This is a genomic window from Streptomyces sp. NBC_00376, assembly GCF_036077095.1.
GTDB lineage: Bacteria > Actinomycetota > Actinomycetes > Streptomycetales > Streptomycetaceae > Streptomyces.
On record NZ_CP107960.1, the window covers coordinates 7,291,442 to 7,312,524 of the forward strand.

18 protein-coding genes and 3 pseudogenes are annotated in these 21,083 nt (G+C 69.2%); 9 read left to right on the top strand and 12 right to left on the bottom strand.

Going from position 1 to position 21,083, the window contains the following annotated elements:
- Positions 1-580 precede the first annotated feature (580 nt).
- The 4 genes from OG842_RS32930 to OG842_RS32945 all read left to right on the top strand — a co-directional run bounded on the left by OG842_RS32930 (position 581) and on the right by OG842_RS32945 (position 4,852).
- The gene (locus OG842_RS32930; RefSeq protein WP_266735689.1) at positions 581-1,489 is read left to right on the top strand and encodes a VOC family protein; all 909 of its coding nucleotides are present in this window, start codon (positions 581-583) and stop codon (positions 1,487-1,489) included.
- Between the two features lie 72 nt (positions 1,490-1,561).
- Positions 1,562-2,131, top strand: coding sequence for a DJ-1/PfpI/YhbO family deglycase/protease (locus OG842_RS32935; protein WP_266735688.1), 570 nt, complete (start codon positions 1,562-1,564; stop codon positions 2,129-2,131).
- Between the two features lie 859 nt (positions 2,132-2,990).
- The gene (locus OG842_RS32940) at positions 2,991-4,310 is read left to right on the top strand and encodes a type III PLP-dependent enzyme (RefSeq protein ID WP_266735687.1); all 1,320 of its coding nucleotides are present in this window, start codon (positions 2,991-2,993) and stop codon (positions 4,308-4,310) included.
- Positions 4,307-4,852: a GNAT family N-acetyltransferase gene (locus OG842_RS32945; protein ID WP_266735686.1), complete on the top strand. Its 546-nt coding sequence runs from the start codon at positions 4,307-4,309 to the stop codon at positions 4,850-4,852. The genes OG842_RS32940 and OG842_RS32945 overlap by 4 nt, the downstream gene beginning before the upstream one ends.
- 166 nt (positions 4,853-5,018) lie before the next feature.
- On the opposite strand, the gene OG842_RS32950 is transcribed toward OG842_RS32945, so the two are convergent.
- Both OG842_RS32950 and OG842_RS32955 read right to left on the bottom strand, forming a co-directional pair.
- The gene (locus OG842_RS32950; protein ID WP_443064074.1) at positions 5,019-6,356 is read right to left on the bottom strand and encodes a glutamine synthetase; all 1,338 of its coding nucleotides are present in this window, start codon (positions 6,354-6,356) and stop codon (positions 5,019-5,021) included.
- Between the two features lie 169 nt (positions 6,357-6,525).
- Positions 6,526-7,560 (bottom strand): 3-oxoacyl-ACP synthase III family protein, encoded by a 1,035-nt coding sequence (locus tag OG842_RS32955; RefSeq protein ID WP_266735684.1) that lies wholly within the window; start codon positions 7,558-7,560, stop codon positions 6,526-6,528.
- A gap of 429 nt (positions 7,561-7,989) precedes the next feature.
- Between OG842_RS32955 and OG842_RS32960 the strand changes: the two genes are divergently transcribed.
- Positions 7,990-9,051: an alpha/beta fold hydrolase gene (locus tag OG842_RS32960; RefSeq protein WP_266735683.1), complete on the top strand. Its 1,062-nt coding sequence runs from the start codon at positions 7,990-7,992 to the stop codon at positions 9,049-9,051.
- Between the two features lie 147 nt (positions 9,052-9,198).
- Here OG842_RS32960 and OG842_RS32965 read toward each other — a convergent pair whose 3' ends face one another.
- Positions 9,199-10,134 (bottom strand): ABC transporter ATP-binding protein, encoded by a 936-nt coding sequence (locus OG842_RS32965; protein ID WP_443064075.1) that lies wholly within the window; start codon positions 10,132-10,134, stop codon positions 9,199-9,201.
- A 234-nt stretch (positions 10,135-10,368) separates the two neighbouring features.
- Positions 10,369-11,358 (bottom strand): annotated as a pseudogene (locus tag OG842_RS32975) (C40 family peptidase); the annotation flags it as partial.
- Between the two features lie 579 nt (positions 11,359-11,937).
- Between OG842_RS32975 and OG842_RS32980 the strand changes: the two are divergent.
- Positions 11,938-12,684 carry a DNA-methyltransferase gene (locus OG842_RS32980; RefSeq protein ID WP_266735682.1) on the top strand — a complete coding sequence of 249 codons (747 nt, stop codon included), beginning with the start codon at positions 11,938-11,940 and terminating at the stop codon, positions 12,682-12,684.
- Between the two features lie 98 nt (positions 12,685-12,782).
- Here the strand turns inward: OG842_RS32980 and OG842_RS32985 are convergent, their stop codons facing one another.
- From OG842_RS32985 to OG842_RS33020, 8 genes and pseudogenes are all read right to left on the bottom strand, one after another.
- Positions 12,783-13,037: a hypothetical protein gene (locus OG842_RS32985; RefSeq protein ID WP_266735681.1), complete on the bottom strand. Its 255-nt coding sequence runs from the start codon at positions 13,035-13,037 to the stop codon at positions 12,783-12,785.
- A gap of 36 nt (positions 13,038-13,073) precedes the next feature.
- Positions 13,074-13,421 carry a hypothetical protein gene (locus OG842_RS32990; protein WP_266735680.1) on the bottom strand — a complete coding sequence of 116 codons (348 nt, stop codon included), beginning with the start codon at positions 13,419-13,421 and terminating at the stop codon, positions 13,074-13,076.
- An 18-nt stretch (positions 13,422-13,439) separates the two neighbouring features.
- Positions 13,440-14,042 carry a hypothetical protein gene (locus OG842_RS32995; RefSeq protein ID WP_266735679.1) on the bottom strand — a complete coding sequence of 201 codons (603 nt, stop codon included), beginning with the start codon at positions 14,040-14,042 and terminating at the stop codon, positions 13,440-13,442.
- Complete coding sequence (locus OG842_RS33000; protein ID WP_266735677.1) at positions 14,039-15,382, bottom strand: DUF58 domain-containing protein; 1,344 nt, start codon at positions 15,380-15,382, stop codon at positions 14,039-14,041. The genes OG842_RS32995 and OG842_RS33000 overlap by 4 nt, the downstream gene beginning before the upstream one ends.
- Positions 15,379-16,386 (bottom strand): AAA family ATPase, encoded by a 1,008-nt coding sequence (locus OG842_RS33005; protein WP_266735675.1) that lies wholly within the window; start codon positions 16,384-16,386, stop codon positions 15,379-15,381. The genes OG842_RS33000 and OG842_RS33005 overlap by 4 nt, the downstream gene beginning before the upstream one ends.
- A 10-nt stretch (positions 16,387-16,396) precedes the next feature.
- The gene (locus OG842_RS33010; RefSeq protein WP_266735674.1) at positions 16,397-16,984 is read right to left on the bottom strand and encodes a hypothetical protein; all 588 of its coding nucleotides are present in this window, start codon (positions 16,982-16,984) and stop codon (positions 16,397-16,399) included.
- The gene (locus tag OG842_RS33015; protein ID WP_266735672.1) at positions 16,981-17,895 is read right to left on the bottom strand and encodes a DUF4129 domain-containing protein; all 915 of its coding nucleotides are present in this window, start codon (positions 17,893-17,895) and stop codon (positions 16,981-16,983) included. Before OG842_RS33015 ends, OG842_RS33010 begins: the two co-directional genes overlap by 4 nt.
- A 441-nt stretch (positions 17,896-18,336) precedes the next feature.
- Positions 18,337-19,453: pseudogene (locus OG842_RS33020) on the bottom strand (IS630 family transposase).
- A 189-nt stretch (positions 19,454-19,642) separates the two neighbouring features.
- On the opposite strand from OG842_RS33020, the gene OG842_RS33025 reads away from it, so the two are divergent.
- The 3 genes and pseudogenes from OG842_RS33025 to OG842_RS33035 all read left to right on the top strand — a co-directional run.
- The gene (locus OG842_RS33025; protein ID WP_266735670.1) at positions 19,643-20,401 is read left to right on the top strand and encodes a hypothetical protein; all 759 of its coding nucleotides are present in this window, start codon (positions 19,643-19,645) and stop codon (positions 20,399-20,401) included.
- Complete coding sequence (locus tag OG842_RS33030) at positions 20,398-20,805, top strand: GntR family transcriptional regulator (RefSeq protein WP_266735668.1); 408 nt, start codon at positions 20,398-20,400, stop codon at positions 20,803-20,805. The genes OG842_RS33025 and OG842_RS33030 overlap by 4 nt, the downstream gene beginning before the upstream one ends.
- A gap of 129 nt (positions 20,806-20,934) precedes the next feature.
- Positions 20,935-21,076, top strand: a pseudogene (locus OG842_RS33035) (transposase family protein); the annotation flags it as partial.
- Between the last annotated feature and the right edge of the window lie 7 nt (positions 21,077-21,083).

Genomic DNA, 21,083 nt, shown 5'->3' on the forward strand with positions numbered 1-21,083 from the left:
CCGGGGGATGCACCGTGGCAGGGAACACCGGTGCTGATCCTCGCTGCTCGTCCCTTCTTCCTGCGCGGTGGCGAGGACGTCCAAGTGCGGCAGCGAGTGGACGGCGTCGCGGGATTGCGTCACTTTGAAGGAGCTGCCCATAAACGACTGCGTGCGTCGGTCTTCGTCACGGGCGTCGAACGCGCCCTCTCCGACCATGCTTCCACCGTGCCCCGAAGTTCGCCCGGTGCGCGTGGCTGTGCCCACTCAAGCTGCCGTGCGACGCACGCTCCGAGCATGCCTCCGGCGAGGCCGCACGAGCTCCCGGCTCCTCGGATCGTCAGGCCAGGCCGGCCTGCCCCGGCCCGATTGCTCTCGAAGCTCAAGGAGGGAGACGGCGTCGGAGTAGGAGTGCCGGCCGCGTCCGGCCTCGGCACGGAGTGCACGCGGCGTTCTCTCCGAGGTCTCTTATGCCTGCTCAGCGCATGGGCGGAGGAACAGCACAGTGGCTTCCCGCTTCAGCCGCCGCTGTACGCTCGCCGCCGGAGGGCCAAACGTGCATCCTGACAAAGGGGGCGTGTCCGCCTCGTGAGGTAATGCCATGGTTTCCACGCCCAGCCCGCCCCGGTCACACAGACCACCGGCAGAGGCCACGGAACTGGCCGGATGCACTGTCGGTGCCCCTTGCTGGGCAAGCCTCGCCACGCCGGACCCCCGAGCCGCCGAAGACTTCTACGGAGCCGTACTCGGGTGGGAGTTCCGGCGCACCTCCCTGGGTGAGGACTTCAGGATGGCGCTCTCGGCGGGCGTGCCCACCGCGAGCCTGGGGTGCACAACACCGGCCTTGCAGGTGGCCCTGGACTGGACACCCTACTTCTGTGTCACAGACGCCGACGAGGCTGCGGCCCGCATCGTGGAACGCACCGGCACTATCGCGGTGGGTCCGGTTCGCCTTCCCCTCGGTCGCGGGGTGCTGGCTGCCGACCGTGAGGGCAATCGTTTCGGAATCTGGGAAGGGCAGCTGATCGCCGACTGGGAGTCCTGGCGCGCACACCGGCCATGGCGACTGGAGCTGCGCACGGGACACATGTTCGAGGCCGCCATCTTCTACGGCGAGGTGCTCGAGTGGGCCTGCTCCCGGCACGGTTGCTGCGAGGTCCGCTACGAGCATGGCGGCGTCGCGCTCCGGGACGTCGGAAACGTGGCAGCCCGGATAGTACCGGCCGGTACGGCGCTGAGCGGGGAGCGGACGAGTCCGCGCTGGAACGTCTACTTCCCCGTACCGAATGCTGACGCGGCAGCGGAGGCGGCCTCCCAGTACGGTGGCGGAACCATCGGCCGGTGCGTAGCGGGTGATCACCGCACGGCCCTGCTGCACGACCCGCACGGCGCGGTCTTCGGTGTCGAGTCTCCGAGCGGATCCGTGATTATCAGCGCGGCGTTCGGGCTCCGGCCCGGCGCAGATTCCGATGGGTCCCCGCGGGCCGGGAGGTCTGGCGAGGCCGCATAAGCGCAAAGATCCAGGGAACCCGCGACTCCAAACCACTCCCGGCGGACTGTTCCAACCCGAAAGGACCTGGGAATGTCTGACAACGACGTGAGTATGCGGAAGGTGCTGGCCATCGTCACGAACTACGGCGTCGAGCAGGACGAACTGCTGGTGCCTCTCGAACACCTGCGGGGCTGGGGTGCCGATGTGGACGTCGCTGCTGTGTCGGCTGACGACGTTCAGACCTTGGTCAGCGACAAAGCTCCTGGGAAAACCATCCGACCCGAACTCACTCTGAGCGACGTTGACCCGGCCGATTACGACCTCCTGCTCGTACCAGGTGGCACATTGAACGTCGATGCACTGCGTCTGCAGAATTCGACGACGGAGATCGTCCGCTCCTTCACGTCGTCCGGGCGCCCCGTAGCGGCCATCTGCCACGGACCTTGGGCCTTGGTCGAGGCGGGTGTCACCGAAGGTAAGAGGCTCACCTCCTACCCCTCGCTGAGGACAGACATCGGCAATGCCGGTGGCGAATGGGCCGACGAGCCGGTCGTCAAGGATGACACCTGCGGCTGGACCCTCATCACCTCGCGCAACCCAGGTGATCTGGAGCCGTTCCTCCAGGAGATCGATGCAGCGCTCGCCGTAAGCGCTGACTGAACGTGACCGGTCGTGCCGCTACGCGGCTTCCGGCTGAAAGACTTGTTCATGCCACAGCGCAGTACCCCGTAGCTGCTCTCCCACCTCGTTCCGAACCGCGGGCAGCTCCCCTGCCAATGCTCTCGGACCAGCCAGCACACCGCTCCGCGAGCTCCTCGCTCCGAGCCCCTGTAACCCCTGCTCGACCAGCGGTCCCCGTGCCGCGAGGGCCAGTGCTGCCAGACGTGTCCAGAGGGGGCTGCGAATTCGTTGTATCTCCCTCGATCGCGGTACCCAGAAGCGGGCTGGGGGCTTTCAGCTCTGTCAGAGGGGCTTTCGCGGGACGATCCAGCGTGCAAGCCGGTAGGCCCGTGACAGAGCTTGAGTAGAGAAATACCTGGTCCCTGACGTCCGCCGACCCTTGCGCTTCACGGTTATGTGGCCACTCGGAACCCGTTCTTCCAGCCACCGTCGAATTTCGGCTGGAGAGAATCGCAAACATGTTCGTGCAGTACGCGTTCGATATTCGATTCGACCGAGAGGTCCCCGCCGCCTGGTTCGAGCGCGATACCGATGACGTGGTGATGCACTGCGTCAGCCGGCGGCAGGCCGGCCGGAAGTGCCGGGCGAGAGGACGAGTCAGGTCGGGCTGCCGCTGTTCGTTCGAGCACATGCCCTGCACCTCTTGAGGATTCAGGGTCTGTGCTCGTCGGCCGTACAGGGTGCACAGCAGGCGAAGGCCCCATAAGTCCATAGCGTGCGGCGGCGGGGAGGGAACCTTGATCAAATGTCATAACCGACCTTTGGACTCCGTCGTTTCATCTCATGGGTGCCAGAAAGCCCTGGGCATCGATCATCCAGTCGGATTGGGAGTTCACACGTGAGGCCTCAGGCCGCCGACATGCGTCAGATCGCCGAACAGCGCCGGACAGTCGACCGTGGCAGAACCGGCCACCGCACCCTGACCGCGTCGGCCACCGTGCACGCGTCCACCGCGCCCCTCTTCGGCCGGCCCGACCACTCCGCCCTGCGCGACGCGCTCGCCGCCGCTGCCGACGACGCCATCATCTATGACCTGGACGGGATCGGTCGCCAATACGCCGCCCTGTGCGCCGAACTGCCCTGTGTCGACGTCCGGTTCGCGATGAAGGCATGCCCGGTGGACGAGGTGCTCGACCACCTTGCCCGGCTCGGTTCCGGCTTCGACGCGGCCAGCCCACAGGAGATCTCCCAGGCGCTGCGCACCGGAGTGGCGCCCGAACTGATCCACTACGGCAACACCGTCAAGTCCGACCGCAACATCGCCGACGCATACCGGCTGGGCGTGCGCGACTTTGCCACCGACAGCCGGGAGGACGTCGCCGCGATCGCGGAACACGCCCCCGGCTCACGGGTGTTCTGTCGGATCGCGACCACCGGCGATGGCGCGCTGTGGGGCCTGAGCCACAAGTTCGGCTGCTCGCCCAAGGATGCCCTGCGCGTGCTCGGTGCCGCGCGGGCCGCCGGGCTGGTGCCCTCCGGTCTGTCGGTGCACGTCGGCTCCCAGCAGATGACAGCCGAAGCATGGGGCGAGGCGATCGAGACGCTGGCCGCCTTACTGGAGGAGCTCAACTGGCACGGCATCGTTCCGGACCGGATCAACCTCGGTGGTGGGCTGCCCGCGCTCGGCGTCCTCGACCGGCGCGGCCGGCCGCTGGAACCGCCGCTGGACAAGATGTTCACGGTGATCCGAGAAGGCATGGAACGGCTGCGCACCGTCAACGCCGCCCCGCTGGCCTTCCTGCTGGAGCCCGGCCGCCACCTGGTCGCCGACCACGGCGCGATCCGTGCCCACGTCGCCCGGCTCACCTCCCGTCATCGGCGCGACGGCTCCCGTGAGGACTGGCTCTACCTCAGCTGCGGAAAGTTCAACGGGCTTTACGAGATGGATCAATTGCAGTACCGGCTGGAGTTCCCGACCCACCCCGGCGGGCAGTTCGTCAACGCTGTGGTGGCCGGTCCGACCTGTGACAGCGACGACGCGTACGCCCAGGAGGACGGCTTGGTACGGGTTCCGCGCACGATTGCCTCCGGCGACCCGGTCTGGGTCCACTCCTGCGGTGCGTACTCAGCCGCCTACGCCACCCAGGGGTTCAACGGCTTCGCGCCACTGCCGTACACCTGCATCGGCGGCCCGGCTCCGGATGGAGGAGGCGCATGACCGAAACCCGGATCCGGCTGCTCCGGGAGGAGGACTGGGATGAGGTGGTTGCGCTGGAGGAACGCGCCTATGCGGGGAGCGGCCTGTCCGAGGGGCGGGAGGTACTGCGCTCCCGGCACCGCGCCTCGCCCTCGACCTGCTTCGTGCTGGAGCGCGCGGGCGGCTTCGGCGGCTACCTGCTCGCGTTGCCGTACCCGCTTTCCCGCTGTCCGGACCTGAGCCTGGCCGAGGAAGGCGCGGTACAGGGGAGCAACCTGCACCTCCACGACCTGGTGATCGCCGAGCGGGCACGTGGCCGGGGCCTGGCTCACCGGATGCAACAGCACCTGGAGGAGACTGGGCGCGCGGCCGGCTATCAGACGCTCTCTCTGGTCGCCGTGCACGGCTCGCAGGTGCTGTGGACTGCGCTGGGCTACCGCGCCCGGCCCGAGATCGGGCTGCCCGCGAGCTACGGTGCCGAGGCGGTCTACATGGCGAAGCCGCTGGAACCCGCCGGCACTGATCCGGCTCTTGAGTCCTCATCAGGAGCCGAAGTGGGCTGATGCGGATATTCCCCGTCCCCGACGTGTTCCGACGCTCCCAACCGGCCATCGGAGCACTGCACTTCATCCTCGGAGTCCAGTAAGCCACCTGGGCTCCCAGGTGCCCCTCTCGCATCGCGAACGCGAGAGGGGCACCATGGGCAACTGGGTGCGCCGGGCCACCCTGTCAATACCTCCAGCGGACGGCCTCGATGACCTCCGCATTCGTGCGCATCGCGAACAGCTCGGCCTCCGCCCGCCGGACGGCCAGCACGGCCTCGTACAGCTCGGGGCCGAGTGCATGCCGCAGCAGTGGGGACTTCTCGAACGCGTCGGTCGCCTCCGACAGGCTGGCCGGGAGGCGCTCGACGGACCCGAGGGCGGCAGGGTCGCTCCGGGTCTCGGGAGGGAGGGCGAGGCCGACGTCGAGACCGGCGAGTCCGGCGGCCAGAACGCCGCCGATCGCCAGGTACGGGTTGGCGGCGGCGTCGAAGCACTTGAACTCGGCGTTGGCCTGCCCGGCGGTGGAACCGGTGATCAGACGCAGCGCCGCCTCACGGTTCTCCAGGCCCCAGCAGCGGTAGGCCCCGGCAAAGCGGGAGGGGACCAGGCGCAGGTAGGAGGCGATGCTGGGCGCGCCGAGGGCGAGCAGAGCGGGCAGCTCGGCCAGTACGCCCGCGAGGAACAGCTCGGCGTCGGGGTGCAGCCCGTGACGGCCGGGGCCGCCGTGTCCGAGGTTCCGGCCCTGTTGCCAGAGGCTGAGGTGCAGGTGGCCGCCGTTGCCGAGCGAGCCCTCGGTGAAGACGGGTGCGTACGAGACCCGCAGGCCGTGCCGGGCGGAGACGGCCCGGATGGTGTGGCGTACCAGCATCGTGGTGTCGGCCGCTTCGACCGGCCCCTCGGCGGCGACCGAGACCTCGAACTGCCCGGCGGCGTACTCGGGGTGGAGCTGTAGCACGGCCAGCCCCTGCTCGGTGAGGGCGCGCAGCACCTCCCGAAGGTAGTCGGAGTGCTCGATGAAGCGGGTCATCCCGTACCCGGGCCCGACCGTTGCGGGGTCCCCGGCGGCGTCGGCCACCACCCACTCGATCTCGATCCCGGCTCGTACCGAAAGCCCGCGCCGCTCGACGGCCTCGGTGGCCCGGCGGGCGAAGCCGCGCTGGCAGCCGGGGTGCGGGGTGCCGTCCTGCGTGTAGCGGTCGGCCGGAGCCCAGGCCCAGCCGGGCTGGGCGGCGAGCCGGGTGAGCCGGTCGAGGTCGGGGACGAGCCGCAGGTCGCCCATCGGGCCGGTACTCGAAGGCGCGGTGGTGAAGGAGTCGTCCACCAGGGAGACGTCGAAGCAGGGTAGGGCGCCTACACCGTACGCGGCGGCGTGTTCGAGTTGGGTGAGCGGGACGGACTTCACCCGGGTGAGCCCGGCGTTGTCGACCCAGCCGAACACCACCCCGTCGATTCCGTCGGCGGCGAGCTGGGCTTCGGCCGCCCGGGCCTGGGCGACCCGTTCGGCCCGGGAGTGCGTGGTGATCATGACGCCCATGCTGGCGTTCGCGGCAGCCGGTGCGCCAGGGGACGGCCGGGAGTTCACTCGTCCGTGAACTGCCGGAGCCGGGAGGTGACTTCGGCGCCGGTGAGTCCCCACTGCCGCAGGACCCACGACCCGTGAAACATGGCGCCCTTTCAGGCCTGCGGATCGATCAGGCGTGTCGGAGGCAGAGGGTTCCCCATTGGAAGCCTGCGCCGATCCCGGACAGCACGTAGGTGTCTCCCGGAAGCAGGGAGCCTTCGGTGATGGTGGTGTGGAGTGCGGTGAACACGCCGGCTGATCCGGTGTTGCCCAGTCGGTCGATGGTGACGGTAGCGCGCTCACGGGGCACGCCCAGGGCAGCCATGGTCTCGGTGAGGATGTTCAGGTTGGCCTGGTGCAGGAAGAAGTGCCGGACCTGGTTGATCGGCACGCCGGCGCGGTGGGCGGCGCTGGTGATGCTCTCGGGCAGGTGTGTGGTCGCGGCGTTCCAGACGGCACGACCGTCCATGTACAGGTAGTGCTCTCCGGCGGCGACGGTGGCGGTGCTGGCGGGCAGCCGGGAGCCTCCGGCGGGGATCTGGACGTCGTAGGACAGCCGGGAGCCCAGGTTGTAGGAGAGCAGACCCGCTCCCGGGGTGTCGGTACGGGAGAGGACGACGGCTGCTGCGGCGTCTCCGAAGAAGACACCGGTGGTGCGGTCGGTGGGATCGGCGACCCTGGAGGCGCAGTCGGCCGCGAGGAGCAGGATGGTGGTGATGGAGGGGTTCTGCAGGAGATGGGCGGCGATCAGCATGGCCTGGATGCCCGAGGCACAGGCGGCTTGGGTGACGTCCAGGGACAGAGCACGGTGGGCGCCGAGGGCGTCTTTGACGATCAGTGCGGTCGACAGGAGCGGCTGGTCCCAGGTGTAGGTGGCGACGATGACCGCGTCCAGCTGGGCGGGCTGGATACCGGCGGCGTCCAGGGCCGGGTGGGCGGCGGCGACGCACATGTCGGAGGTCGCCAGGTGCGGGGCCAGACGGCGGCGTTCGCGGATACCGGTGCGGCTGGTGATCCATTCGTCGCTGGTGTCCAGGGTACGGGTGAGCTCCTGGTTGGTGACGACCGCCGGTGGCAGGTGCATCCCGGTTCCGGTGATGGCGAACGGCACGGACAGGCCGACGCCGGTCTGGTGGAACAGGGTCTGGTCCAGGGCGACGGTCATGCCACGGCGCTCCGCTCGGGTGCGATCGGTGCGCCTCGAAGAACTCCCATATTCCGTTCCTCTCCCTGTCGGTTCGTGAATGGCCGGCACCGCCGGACCCGTCGAATTCAAAAGTCGCCGCATCGTCTCACGGAAAAAAGGCAGGGAGATCGCGCCGTAATCCGTGAGCGTGATGAAGTATTCGGCTGCTTGACATCGCAGTGCTGGACATTCTTCGTCGTGCTCCGGGATGGCATGGGCTGCGAATCCACCGCCGACCATGAAACTGCCCCACAAGACCGTCCCGGCTTGATCAGGACCTTGCCGATGAGGCGGTCGCGCGCGTTCCACGGCAATCCGGGTGGGGGCGGGTGGGCAGGGGACGGATACTGGCAGTGATCGGTTTTCGAATACCTTTGCGGAGGGCCGATGCTGCGGGACGGACGAGTCGTGGACTCCTTGCTCGCGCTGTTGAGCCGGGACTGGCTCGGGGTGCCGGTCGCGGTGCTGGTGGCGGGGGCGGGTGGAGGGTTGACCGGGGTCGGGACGGCATGGGCCACGGCGCTCGGTGGCCTCGCCATGACTGTCGGTGTGCTGCTGGCGGCGGGGTCCGTTCGCCACCTGGTGCTGGTGGCCCGCGAGCGGCGGGAGAATCCTCCGCCGGGGCGGCTGGTCGGTGTGGGCGGTCACCGGATGCACGTCTTCGCGGAGGGAGAGGCCGGGGGCGGGCCGACGGTGGTGTGGATGCCTGGCGGGCACGCCCCTGGTGAGGACTTTCGTGAACTGCACACGATGCTGTCGGTCCGAGCCCGGTCGGTGCTGGTCGACCGGTTCGGTTCGGGCTGGAGCGATGTCGGGCCCTTCCCGAGAACGACGGCGGGCGAAGCGGAGGAGCTACTGGCTGCGCTGGAGGGAGCGGGGGAGCGGGCACCCTTCGTGCTCGTCGGTCATTCCTTCGGAGGGTTGCTGGTCGCGAACGCGGCCAGGCGTCGGCCGGATCTGGTGGCTGGTCTCGTGCTGCTCGATCCGACGCCCCCGGAGGTCGTCGCCTTCGCGCCGCGCAGCCGGCAGCTCGCGCGGATGCGTCGCGGCTTCCTGTTGTCGGCGGTGCGGCAGTTGTTCGGTGCCCACCGCGGCCCGGCGAGCCGGGCCGGGCAGGGCTGCGCCGCCGCGTCGGCTTTCGCCGAGCTGTCGCCATCCGGGTTGGCGAGAGTCGGCTGGGAGACCGTGGTGTACGACGGGGATCTCGGGGACCTGCCGCTGGTGCTGGTGATACCCCGGGATCTCACCGGCGGTGAGGCGGTGCTGGCCGGCGCCCGGGACGCAGCCGAGGCCGAGCGGATCAGCCGCTTCTATCTCCGAAGCAGGATCCGGTACCTGGCGACGTCGACATCGTCACGGCTGGTGCATACGCCGGAGGGAACGGGCCACGACTTCCCGCACGAGGTGCCCGCGTTCGTGGTCGGCGTGGTCGGGGGCCTGGTGCGGGAGCTGGGTGTGACCAGCTCCTGACCGTCCGCGCGGAGTCGGCCCGGATCGGGCGTCGTCGGGAGAAGGAACCCAGGTCCACGACGTTGCGGCGAGTTCCCGGCGGTACCGGGGCCGCCGCCGTGGTCGTGGCCGGCCTCGGCCAGGTGACCGCGTCCGGAAGCCCGACGGTCATGACGTCCTCTCCTCGGACGGGGATGTGCGCAGGGACGGCACGGAGGCGAGCAGCGTTCGGGTGTAGGGGTGCTTCGGCGTGCGCAGGATCGTCTCGGTGGGGGCGGTCTCGACGATCCGGCCTTGCCGCATGACCGCCACGATGTCGGAGACGTGGCAGACCGCCGGCAGGTTGTGGCCGATGAACAGCATGGAAAATCCGAGCTGTCGCTGGAGTTCGCGGATGGTGTTGAGGACGGAGGCCTGCACCGAGACGTCGAGCGCCGAGGTGATCTCGTCGGCGATCAGCAGACCGGGCTCGACGGACAGGGAGCGGGCAAGGGCGACTCGCTGGCGCTGCCCGCCGGACAGCTGCCGCGGCAGGCGATCGGCGAGCCGGGGGTCCAGGCCGACGAGGCCGAGCAGTTCGGTGACGCGCTCGGCGCGGGTGGCCCGGTCGAGTCGGCGGAAGACTGTGGCAGCCTCGACGAGAGCCTGACGGGCTGTCATCCGGGGGTCGAGCGCGGTGTCCGGGTCCTGGAGGACGACCTGGACAAGACGGCCGAGCCGACGCCGGTCGCGGACGGTGCGGGTGCGGACCTCCTGGCCGTCGATCAGGACCCGGCCACTGTGCACGGGGACGAGGCCGACGATCGCGCGGGCCAGGCTGGATTTCCCGGAGCCCGACTCCCCCACGAGACCGAGCGTGGTGCCGGACGGGATCTCCAGCGAGACACCGTCCACGGCGGCGAGGGAGCCGCGGGGGCCGGGGTGGCGGACGGTGAGGTCGGTCACCTGAAGGGTGGTCATGACGCGGTCGCCGTCTCCGGGGCCGCTGCCACCGGTACCGGATACCAGCAGGCGACCCGGTGGTCGGCACCGAGGTCTTCCAGCGGTGGAGCCTGCTCGGCGCAGTGGTCCCGGCGGCGCGAGCAGCGGGGCTCGAACGGGCATCCCGGTGAGGGTGCGAGCGGATCGGGCGGCGCACCTTCGACCGTCGGCAGCGGTCGGCCGCGGTCGGCGGTGAGGTCCGGTACCGATGCGACCAGGGCCCGGGTGTAGGGGTGCCGGGCACCGTCGGCGAGGCGGTCGGCGGGCAGGGTCTCGGCGGTGGTGCCCGCGTACATCACCAGGACCCGTTCGCAGAACTCGCCCACGAGCGCGACGTCGTGGCTGATGAACAGGATCCAGGAGGTCACCCGGCCGCAGAGCATCGACCGTCACGGCCTTGCCTTCTTTGACCTGGGTGTACGTCGTGCGTGTCAGGGTGACCCCGGCGGCCTTGTACGCCTGCTGCATCAGCGAGGAGCAGTCGCAGCGGCCCATCGGGTCGGGCCCGTGGGAGTCGGTACAGCTCCCGCCCCACTGATAGGCGGTGCCGAGCTGGCCGAGCGCCCAGCGGATCGCCGTCCGGACCTTCGGTGGAGCGTCTGCCGGGATCTTGTATCCGGCCGGCACCGCGCCGGCCGGGATGGTCCCGAAGTCGGTTCCGTCCCCGCCGCTCGTACAGCTGCCCGCCGTACTCGGCGCGGGGGCGTCTGTGCTGCCCGAACCGGACGGTGAAGGGCTCGGCGATTGACCGCCGGCCTTCGACAGCAATGGCTCGATGGCCTTCTGCAGGGCGGTCGCCAGGGGTTCCCACTTCGCGTACGCCTCGGGGAAGCCGGACCGCTGCACCGCCTGGGCGGCCTGAGCCACGGACAGGGACTGCCAGCCTGATACCTTCTTCAGCCCCTCGTAGAACTTCGTCGAGGAGTACACCGGGTCGAGGATCTCGTTCGCGGTGCCCCAGCCCTGCGACGGACGCTGCTGGAACAACCCCAAGCTGTCGCGGTCGCCGTAGGTCAGGTTCCGCAGACCGCTCTCCTGCAGAGCGGTCGCCAGGGCCACGATCTGTCCCCGGGCCGGGATCTTCATCGCGACGCCGGTGGCCTGGATGGTCTTGGCGTTGGGCACCTGCTCGGCCGGGTTGCCCAGGCCCGGCACGGAGACCTTCCCCTTACCGCCGCCCAGGATCGCCTTCACCTGAGCGGAAACGGCCGAGGTGTCCACAGCCTGTGTACCGCCGGTCGAGCAGGAGGCAAAAGCATCGGAGGCGCCGATGGCGAGGATCGGAAGGGCCAGCAACAGCAGAGCGGTGGCGAGAACACCGACGGCGGCGTGGGTGGACTTCTTCATCGCCGCAGCCGTTCGCGCGGACGGACAGCCAGGCTGGGCCATGGGATCGGAACAGGGCGTGGGTGTACCAGGGCATGCTGCATCGCAGCGGCTCCTCGTGGTTCGTAGGAGGCGCGGTGCCGACTTCTCGTGCAAAGCCGTCGGCACCGCGCCGATGTGAATCCGCCTCTCAGGGCGGGCCCGGGTCAAAGGAGTTGGTAGCTCCCGGACACCGGTCTCGGATCACGCGCGGCAGCCGGCCGCGCTCGTAATCTCAGGCGGTACACCAGCTCTCCTCGCAGCCGTGGAACAAGGGGGCAATGAGCTTTCCGGACTGTCCTTTTGGACGAGACGACACGGATAGGCACAGGTCAGCGAGAGTGGAGCAGAAGCTCTGGCCCGGTGACACGGCGAGACAGTAGACGGGGATCCCGGCCGCACCAAACGACTGCCGGCCCCGGGCCCGGACCACGGCACGGCTCGTTAGGTCGGGCCGGAATACGCGGCTAACCTCCGGCGCAACCCCGCACGGAACGAACGCTGTTGAGCGCCATCCGGGCCGGGCCCAGTCCCGCCGTGTCCCTGAAAGAGGCCCCGCGCATGAGCTACACGCTGCACCGAGGCGACGCCCTCACCGTGCTGAAGACCCTCCCGGACGAGAGCGTCAACGCCGTCATCACCGACCCGCCATACAACAGCGGCGGGCGTACCAGTTCGGACCGCACCGGTCGCACCGCGCGAGCCAAGTACGTCACCAGCAACAGCGCGCACGACCTGCAGAACTTCCCCGGAGAGAACCGGGACCAGCGGAGCTACCGGAGCTGGCTGACCGCCCTGCTCACCGAGGCGTACCGGGCCTCCACCGAGCACTCGGTCGCCATCGTCTTCTCGGACTGGCGCCAGGAGCCGACCACGTCCGACGCCCTGCAGATGGCGGGCTGGACCTGGAGCGGCACGATCCCGTGGATCAAGCCCGCCAGCCGGCCTCGCAAGGGAGGGTTCAAGCAGTCCGCCGAGTTCATCACCTGGGGCGTCAAGGGCAGCCTCGCGAAGGACCGGGACCTGTACCTGCCTGGCCACTTCATCGCCTCCCAGCCGCGCAAGGACCGGGTGCACATCACCCAGAAGCCGGTCGAGATCATGCAGCGGCTCGTGCAGATCTGCCCCGAGGGCGGAACCGTCCTCGACCCTTTCACCGGCAGCGGCTCCACGGGCGTCGCCGCCCTGCGCGAGGGCCGGCGATTCGTGGGGGTCGAGCTGTCGGCGCACTATGCCGACGTCGCCGAGCGAAGGCTCCAGGCGGAACTGACCCAGGACGACTTCGTCCTGGCCGGACCAGAGGCATGAGCATGAGACCGGTCAGACCGGGGCCGACGGACCGCAGACGCAGAAATGGGCGGCTGGTACATCGAGAAACCGATGCGCCAGCCGCCCTTCGTGTTGCGTCAGGATGCCTCGAATCCCCGCCTGATCAGCGGGCCCGCCTTCTCCAGGCCGGCCGCCGACGAGATACGGACCTCCAGGTCGCCGGTCCCGAGGTGGCCGATGCAGCGTATGTCGCGGGTAAAGCTCTCCTCCGGCTCGACCGCGTCCGGGTCGAGCCGGAGGTAGACCAGGATCACTTCGTGCTTCGGACGGGAGATCACCGAGGCGACGTTCACCATCCGCCGATAGGCGATGTAGTGCCTGAGCGCAGCCACATCGACCTCGCCCCACGCGGTGAGCGCCTCGTCCAGCTAGGCGTACAGGTCCTGCAGGCAAGCAGGAGCCGCAGTCGGGCTCGCCTGGAGCGACGGCTTTCCGCTGCCCTCGCTGGCCATGGCTGCCTCCTCCCGCCGTCGGGGCCGCCGAGCCGGAGCGGCGCGGGGAGAGCCAGGTGTGGACTCGATCAGCAGCAGGCTCAGCAGCCCACCGTCGAAGATGCGGTAGCGCACTAGGTCGATCCGCTTGTGCAGGCGGTGGACCGCGACCCGGTCGTGGTGCGAGAAGCTCGCCGCGATGCAGACCATCCGCGGATTCCGCCAGTCGATCACCTCGGCCGCCTCGACACCCTGCTTCTCCCTGACCAGGGCCTCGGAAACCAACCACCCCAGCGTTAACGGTCAGCCGGGCGAGCGGAGACTGGTGCGCAGCGCCAGTACCAGGCAAACCGTGGTCGCGGCGATAGCGAGTGCGGCGGGCAGCCGTGCCCATGAGGTGCCCGCGACTGGCGCCTGGGCGGCAAGCAGGACCACCGCGGTCGCGGCGGCGGCCGCCAGTGCGGGTGTCGCCTGAGGCTGGCCGGGCGGGGTGTTGACACCGGCTGTCCACGCGTCGGTGACGAGCAGGTAGGCGAGCAGCAGGGCGGCGATGCAGACGACCAGCCAGACCGCAGGGCTGGTGGCCGCTGCGACTGCGATTGCCACAGCCGGCAGCACGGTCGTCCTGCGGCGGGCCGCGGCGGTCCACCAGCGCATGGAGGTCAGAACGGGGCGCGCGTCGACCATCGGAGCGGCCCACCACGCGGCCGCTGCCGCTCCGAGCACCAGCATTCTGACCGGCAGCGGTGCGTGCAGGGCGGCCGGCGGGTCGAAGGCGGCGATAACAAGAGCCGTTCCGAGCAGTCGGTCAGTGATGCGGGAGGTGAGACGTGTGATGAGCCAGGCGGCTCGGCTGCCGACAGGACGTGGGCCTGGCCGGGCGAACCGGGCGAGGGCGGCTATCAACGGGTCCCTCCGTGGATGCGGGTGCGCAGCAGCGGCGCAAGGGCGAGGTCGAGGGTCTCGCCGGGCTGGTAGGCGACGACCGCGATCCCGCGTTCCACGAGGGCGAAGCGCATGGCGTCGCGGTCGGCCCGCCACAGCCGCAGCGCGAGTTCGCTCTCGGTGTCGCCGGGTTCCACGACCGGGTCGCCTGTGGGGATCTCGACCACGACCATCGGGTTGGCCCGTCCGCGCACCTGGTGCAGGATGCCGAAGATCCGCTGGTCGGTCAGTGGCGTGATGACGTACACCAGCGCTCCTTCGGGCAATGCGGGAGGTGGGAGCAGGCTGAGGCCCGCCGTGCGGTACGCGCCGTCCTTGCGGACCCCCAGCACGCTCTCGACGATGCGGTAGAAGTACCCTTGGCCGCTGCTCGGTTGCAGCCAGCGGGTTGGGCCGCCGACCGACACGATGCCAACCCGGTCGTGGGTGCGCAGGTAGGCGCGGACCAACCCGGCAGCGGCCCGGAAGGCCTCGTCGAGCGAGGACGCGCTGGTAACCGGGTCGACCACATCGGTGAGCACGTCCAGCAGCACCACGGTGTCGGCGGTGCGCTCTGCGGCGAATTGGTGAACTTGCAGGGTGCCGCGGCGGGTGGTGGCCGGCCAGTGGATCCGGCGCTGCCGTTCGCCGCGCGCATACGGATGCACGCCGGTGACCTCGACGCCCTCGCCACGCTGCACGGCGGTGTGCTCGCCAAGCCGTTGCGGCAGCCGGACCGGGACGGGCGTGAGACCGGCGTGTTCGGGCACTGGGAAGACGGCGATCTCGCCGAGCTCGGCCCGCACGGTGCGGCGGGCCATCCCGCCGCGGTCGTAGACATCGACGTCGACCGTGCCGAGCGTCCAGCGGCCCCAACGCTGCGCGGTCAGGACGAGATCGACGCGGTGTGGGCCGACCGCGAGGTGGTCGAGTCGCATCCCGTAGCCGAGAGTGACGCCGGGGTCCAGGCGGCCGGTCTCACCGTTGTAAGCCACCGCGATCCGCACCGTCACCTGCTCGCCCTCAAAGCACCGCCGCGGCTCCACCTCGGCCTCGGCCGTCACCGCGTCCGGGCTCGGCCCGCTCGGCAGGGCGAGGGCGAGCAGCACCAGGGGCACGGCGGCGAGAGCGAGCACCCAAGGGCGCCCGGTGACCAGCGCGGCAGCCAGCGCGACAACGGCCAACGTGCCCAGCCGCAGCGCGCGTTCACCGGTGCGCCAGCCGAGCGGGGGTGGCGGCGGAGAGTCGGCGGTGACGTCTTGACGGCCGTTCAGGGCCCGTTGGGCAGCTGCCGCTCTGCGGGCCGGCTCTGGCTCCGTCATGACACGACCGGCATGGGCGGCAGGGTCTGTGGGGCGGGCACGGACTGCGTGATCTCGCGGATCACGTCGTCGCCGTTGATCTGCCGGACCCACAGCTCCGGCTTGAGGGTGACGCGGTGCGCGAGCGCCGGCACCGCCACGGACTTGACGTCCTCCGGGGTCACGTAGTCCCGCAGGTCCAGGACAGCACGAGCACGGGCGAGCTGCACTAGGGCCAGGCCGCCGCGCGGTGAGGCACCGACCTGGATGTGCGGGTGGGCCCGGGTGGCGCCGACCAGCGCGACGACGTAATCCAGCAGGTCGTTGTCCACCTCGACGCGCTCGACCGCGGCTCGCATGGCCAGCACCTCGCCCGGCCCGCTGAGCGTGCGCAAAGCAGTCTGGGGCGTTGCCCGATCGATACGCGCGCGTAGCAAGCCGGTCTCCTGGGACGCCGTCAGGTAGCCCATCCGCACCCGCAGCAGGAATCGGTCGAGCTGGGCCTCGGGCAGGGTGTACGTGCCTTCGTATTCGATGGGGTTGGCGGTGGCGACGACTACGAACGGCTCAGGCAGCGACCGGGTGCATCCGTCGATGGACACCTGGGACTCGGCCATCGCCTCCAGCAGCGCGGCCTGAGTCTTGGGCGGCGTGCGGTTGATCTCGTCGGCGAGCAGCAGGTGGGTGAAGACCGGTCCGGGCCGGAAGACCATGTCGGCGTTCCGCTGGTCGTAGAACGGAGCGCCGGTGACGTCGGAGGGCAGCAGGTCGGGGGTGAACTGGATGCGGCAAAAGTCCAGGCCGAGGGTAGCGGCGAAGGAGCGGGCCAGCAGCGTCTTCCCGAGTCCCGGCAGGTCCTCGATGAGTACGTGGCCGCCGGCGAGGATGCCGAGCATCACCAGCGCCAGCGGTTCCGTCTTGCCGACCACAGCCGTGCGGATCTCGTCGAGCACTGCTGCGGCCCGTTCGCCCGCCTGCCGAGGAGTCAGGATGTCTTGGTTCGGGTTGGGCTGCGAGCTGGTCATGATCGGATCCTCACGGGGCGGGGTCAGGGGGTGCTGCGGAGTCGACCGCAGCGCCACTGGACCACAGGGCTTCCAGGCGGTCGATCAGGGAGCGCAGGACGGGCTCAGGGAGAGTGGGCTGCGGAGCGGTCGCCTCGGGATCGATCCACGGCCACAGCTCAGCGCCGACCAGCGCCCGGGCCCGCTTCGGGTTCCGGTACATCGCCACGCCGTGTCGTTCGGCCAGCCGGGCGGCGAACAGCCGCTGCAACTCCGGGCGCATGACGGTGTGGAGGTGCACTTCGCTGTCGTCCGCGAGGGTCTTGGCCACGATGCGCTGCCACCCGCCGAGTTCCGGGGCCCGTCTGCTTAATAGGCGCACCGGTCTGCGGTATCCGCTGTCCTGGGCGGCACCGCCTGCGGCATAGCGCCCCAGGACCAGCGCAACAGTGGTGATGAGGGCGAGGCCGGTGGCGGCCGCGGCGGCACCGTCGGCCAGGGCGAGCAGCACTTCGGCGGTGACCGCGACGGTGCCCAGGACGGCCAGCGAGTGCTGTATCGAACCGGGTTTCTGCAGAACGGAGTTGGCAAAGTCCCGGATTCGTGTGAGCGCCTTCACGAGGCACCCGCCACGGCTTCGGGAGCAGACTCCCGCGAGCGTAGACCGTCGGCGATCTCGGCGATCTCGGCGATCTCGGCGAGCGCGGCCGCGGCCCGGTCGCGGTGGCCGCCGTCCATCGGGTGCGTGGAGTAACGGGCCTCGCGGAACAGGGCGGTGAGATCGGCGGTGGCCGCCCTCGCGGGCAGGCCGACGGCAGCAGCCCGCTCCAGCAGGTCCTGCGGGCTGTCCGAGGCGCGCCGGGCCACGCCGGATTCGGCGAGCGACTCCTCCATGGCAACGTAGCAGGCGATGACGGCTGCGCGGGTGTCGGTTCCGTCCAGCAGGGCGCGGCGCCCGGAGTCCACGGCCTGGGCCAGGCGTTCCTGCTCATCGTCGAGCGTCGCGTACGTCGTCGCAGCCGCGGGCTCCGGCGGCCGGGTCAGATACCGCCACAGGTGCAGCCCGGCGAGTACGACGGCTACGGCGAGCAGGACGATGCCGAGACCGAGCAGGATGCGCATCAGCCCGAAGTGCGCGCTCTGGCTGCTGTGCTCGGCATCTGGTGTGGGTGGCGGGGTGCGCACCGGATCCTGCCGCGCGGAGGGAAACGGAAATGGCCCGTGGCCGGCCCCGGGGCTGCTGGCCGACGAACCGAACCGGTGCAGGACCAGGATGAGCAGCGGGAGGACCAGTGGTGCGGCCAGCAGGACGCGACTCACGCTATCCACCAACCGCTGTTCCACCGGGTTGAGTTCCTTGCCGACGCCGATCTGCTCCAGGTACTTCCCACGCAATGCGAAGCCGCCGAGGAGCGACAGCAGGGCGAGGCCGACCACGAGAACAGGGTTGCCGCCGAGCGGCCCGCGGCCCTTGACGAACAGACCCGTGCCGGGGTGCAGCAGCAGTGCTCCCAGGGCGGCTCCACCCATGACCAGTACCGTCAACAAGGCCTGTGCGGCCCCGATCGTGCCGTGCTGCCGCCGCCCGTCCGCCGTACGCACCCGCCCCACGCCACACCCCTCTCTTGCGCACCGGTAGCTTCGCACACCGGTTGCTGGCACGTCAGCAGGGGGCGTCGGAGGGCGGGGGTTTGCGGGCGGAATGCGGTGGTGGCGTCGGGGGCTGGTGGCGGTGGCGGGGTGGTCGCGCAGAAGGCGAGCTCTGTCTGCAGGTGCGCGTGCGGCGATGCCGCCCTCGTCCATGATCTGGCGGGTCATCACCGCCCAGCAGCGTCGCCGACGTGCCGCCACCAACTGGAGTGCATCCCTCGGCCCGTCGGACCGAACTTACCTGGCCGCCAGGTGTTGGCTCTCGGTGCGGCTGAGGGCGAACTACTTGGGGGCCTCGTGCAGGACCGTGGCCACGTCCGGCTAGTGTCCTGCGCCGGAGATCCGTCGGCAGAAGCGGGCGAGGGAGTCGAGGATTTCCTCGGCTGTCTTGGTCCAGGTGAACGGTGTTGGGTTTTCGTTCCACTCCTTGACCCACGCACGGATGTCGGCTTCCAGAAAACGCACGCTTTTGTGGGATCCGCGGCGGATCTTCTGGTCGGCGAGGAAGCCGAACCACCTCTCCACCTGGTTGATCCAGGACGAACCGGTGGGGGTGAAGTGCAGCTGGAACCGGGGGTGTTTGGCCAGCCACGCCTTGATGGCCGGCGTCTTGTGGGTGCCATAGTTGTCGCAGATCAGGTGGATCTGGAGATGCCCAGGAACCTCCTTTTCGATCTTGATGAGGAACTTCTTGAACTCCGCTGCCCGGTGTCGACGGTGCAGCGAGGTGATGACTTCGCCGGTCGCGACGTCGAAGGCCGCGAAGAGGGTGGTCAGACCGTTACGGATGTAGTCGTGGGTACGCCGCTCGGGCATGCCCGGCATCATCGGCAGCACCGGCTGAGACCGGTCCAGCGCCTGGATCTGCGACTTCTCGTCCACCGACAGCGCCACCGCCCCTTCGGGCGGATTGAAGTACAGCCCGACCACGTCGTAGACCTTCTCCACGAACAACGGGTCCGTCGACAGTTCGAACGTGTCCGCCAGATGAGGCTTGAGATGGAACTTCCGCCAGATCCGGCCCACGGTCGACTTCGACAGCCCACTGCGGTCGGCCATCGACTTGCGCGACCAGTGGGTGGCATTCTTCGGCATCTCCTCCAACGTGCTGACCACGACCGACTCCACCTGATCGACACTGATGGTGGGCGGCCGGCCCGGCCGGGGCTCGTCCACCAACCCGTCCAGCCGGCAGGCCAGGAACCGCCGCCACTTGCGGACCGTGTCCGCCGCAACCCGAAGATCACGCGCCACCACAACAATCGGCGGAACCTCAGGGCCTGCACACGCCAACACGATCCGCGCCCGTAACGCCACCGCCTGCAGACGTCGCCCGCCGGGCCCAACGCTCCAACACCGCACGCTCGTCAGCGGACAACAACAACGGTTCCAGCTTCGGACCACGCCGCGGTGCGGGCACACCCGCAGAAACACTCATACAGGAAATAACGATGGATCTCCGGCGCAGGACACTAGGTTGGCGGCGTCCTCAACGAGTGGTGCGAGATAGGGCGGGAGGCCGGAGGTCGGTACTGGATGGGGAAGTGTGTTGCTTTCTTGACACACTTCGATCTGCCAGGCAGTGTGTCACTTAGTTGATACACATCGCGAGGGAACGGGGTCGGCCATGTCTGTTGCCGCAGAAACGGAAAGAGCATGGCGGGCGAGGCTCGATACTCCTGTGCGATGGGTTGGTGCGGCGTCCGGTCTGGCCATCAACGCCCTGGTCTCCTTCAGTCCCGAGCCTGATGTGGATCTGCTGTACGGGTTCCCCGTATTCGGTTTGTGTGTCATGGGCGGCGTGTTCGCAGCAGATGTAGTCGCGCGCCCGAGTCCTGGCCGGCTACAGGCAGCCGAAGTGACACCGCGCCGGATCCGGGACTACTTGCCCCGATTCCTGACTGCCGCACTGGCCACGCAGGCTGTTGTCCTGATGGTTCTTCTGATCGTCGCCGCCACAACGGGCTCGGAAGACGCCGACGGTCGTTCAGGACGTGCTTTGTCCGTCACGTGTCCGGAGGGCACTCAACTACTCTCGCCCTGGCCCGGCCCCTACTATGCCTGGCCGACCCTCGGCGGTCTCGCCCTCGGCACCGCTGCCTGCGCATTGCTTCTGCGTCACGTCACCGCACGGCGCGGGAGCGACGATCAACGCCGCACGAGCGTCCGGGCAGCGGTCGGCGCTTGGGGAGTGGTGGTGACCGCCCCTCTTTTCGCTGTCTCCTTGACGATGGGCGTTGTGGTGCTGAGCATGTCCTGCGCGGGCGGGATGAAGAGCGTGGCCCTGTGGGGGCTGGCTGTCACGGCTCTCACCTCCGCACTGACCGCGTCTCACTGTCTGGGCGTCCTGTTGCTGCCGCAGGCATACATCAAGGCTCGACCATGACAGCAAACGGCATCAGCGTCAGCGTCAACCAGGCTTCCCCTGTCCCGTCATACGAGCAACTCCGCGCACAACTAGCAGATTTGATCTCCATCGGTCGGCTGAATCACGGGGACAGGCTGCCGTCCGTGCGCCAGCTTGCCTCCGACCTCGGGCTGGCCAACAACACCGTTGTGCGGGCATACCGCGAGCTGGAGACTGCTGGCCTGGTCAAGAGCCGCCGCGGTTCAGGTACTCAGGTCGTCGCCCCTGAGGCCACTACCGACATCAAGGCGAAACTCGCGGAACACGCAAGCAGTTACGCAGCCGCAGCCAGGCAGCTCAACGCTACTGACGAGGAAACCCTTGCGGCAATCCGACAGGCTCTCGCATGCCGCGATACGCCGTGCCCCCCAGAGAGGGCCTAACGCTGGGGGTGGGTAGGGCGCGTAACGAGTTGTGAGCATCGGATGGTCCGGGGTGAGGTCTTTGACCCAGACCATCGCACCAGCGCAAGCGTTGTAATGCTTCCGGGGTAGAGCTGGGCACCTCACCCGTTGATCGATTTCGTGGTGAACGTGGGTCGGCCGCGAAGGCGACCGCCGCTGCAAGCTCCCATCGCACCGGTGTGCTCTGGTCGTGCTGGTGTACCTGCGTAAGCACGAGTCTCTGGCCCAGATCGCAGCCGCCTTCGGGATCTAGCCTC

What these genes read in the sequence shown, in the direction of transcription:
- OG842_RS32930 (WP_266735689.1), top strand. Translation starts at nt 581, where the DNA reads ATGGTTTCCACGCCCAGCCCGCCCCGGTCACACAGACCACCGGCAGAG.
- OG842_RS32935 (WP_266735688.1), top strand. Translation starts at nt 1,562, where the DNA reads ATGTCTGACAACGACGTGAGTATGCGGAAGGTGCTGGCCATCGTCACG.
- OG842_RS32945 (WP_266735686.1), top strand. Translation starts at nt 4,307, where the DNA reads ATGACCGAAACCCGGATCCGGCTGCTCCGGGAGGAGGACTGGGATGAG.
- OG842_RS32955 (WP_266735684.1), bottom strand. Translation starts at nt 7,560, where the DNA reads ATGACCGTCGCCCTGGACCAGACCCTGTTCCACCAGACCGGCGTCGGC.
- OG842_RS32965 (WP_443064075.1), bottom strand. Translation starts at nt 10,134, where the DNA reads ATGCCCGTTCGAGCCCCGCTGCTCGCGCCGCCGGGACCACTGCGCCGA.
- OG842_RS32980 (WP_266735682.1), top strand. Translation starts at nt 11,938, where the DNA reads ATGAGCTACACGCTGCACCGAGGCGACGCCCTCACCGTGCTGAAGACC.
- OG842_RS33000 (WP_266735677.1), bottom strand. Translation starts at nt 15,382, where the DNA reads ATGACGGAGCCAGAGCCGGCCCGCAGAGCGGCAGCTGCCCAACGGGCC.
- OG842_RS33005 (WP_266735675.1), bottom strand. Translation starts at nt 16,386, where the DNA reads ATGACCAGCTCGCAGCCCAACCCGAACCAAGACATCCTGACTCCTCGG.
- OG842_RS33015 (WP_266735672.1), bottom strand. Translation starts at nt 17,895, where the DNA reads ATGGGTGGAGCCGCCCTGGGAGCACTGCTGCTGCACCCCGGCACGGGT.
- OG842_RS33025 (WP_266735670.1), top strand. Translation starts at nt 19,643, where the DNA reads ATGTCTGTTGCCGCAGAAACGGAAAGAGCATGGCGGGCGAGGCTCGAT.
- OG842_RS33030 (WP_266735668.1), top strand. Translation starts at nt 20,398, where the DNA reads ATGACAGCAAACGGCATCAGCGTCAGCGTCAACCAGGCTTCCCCTGTC.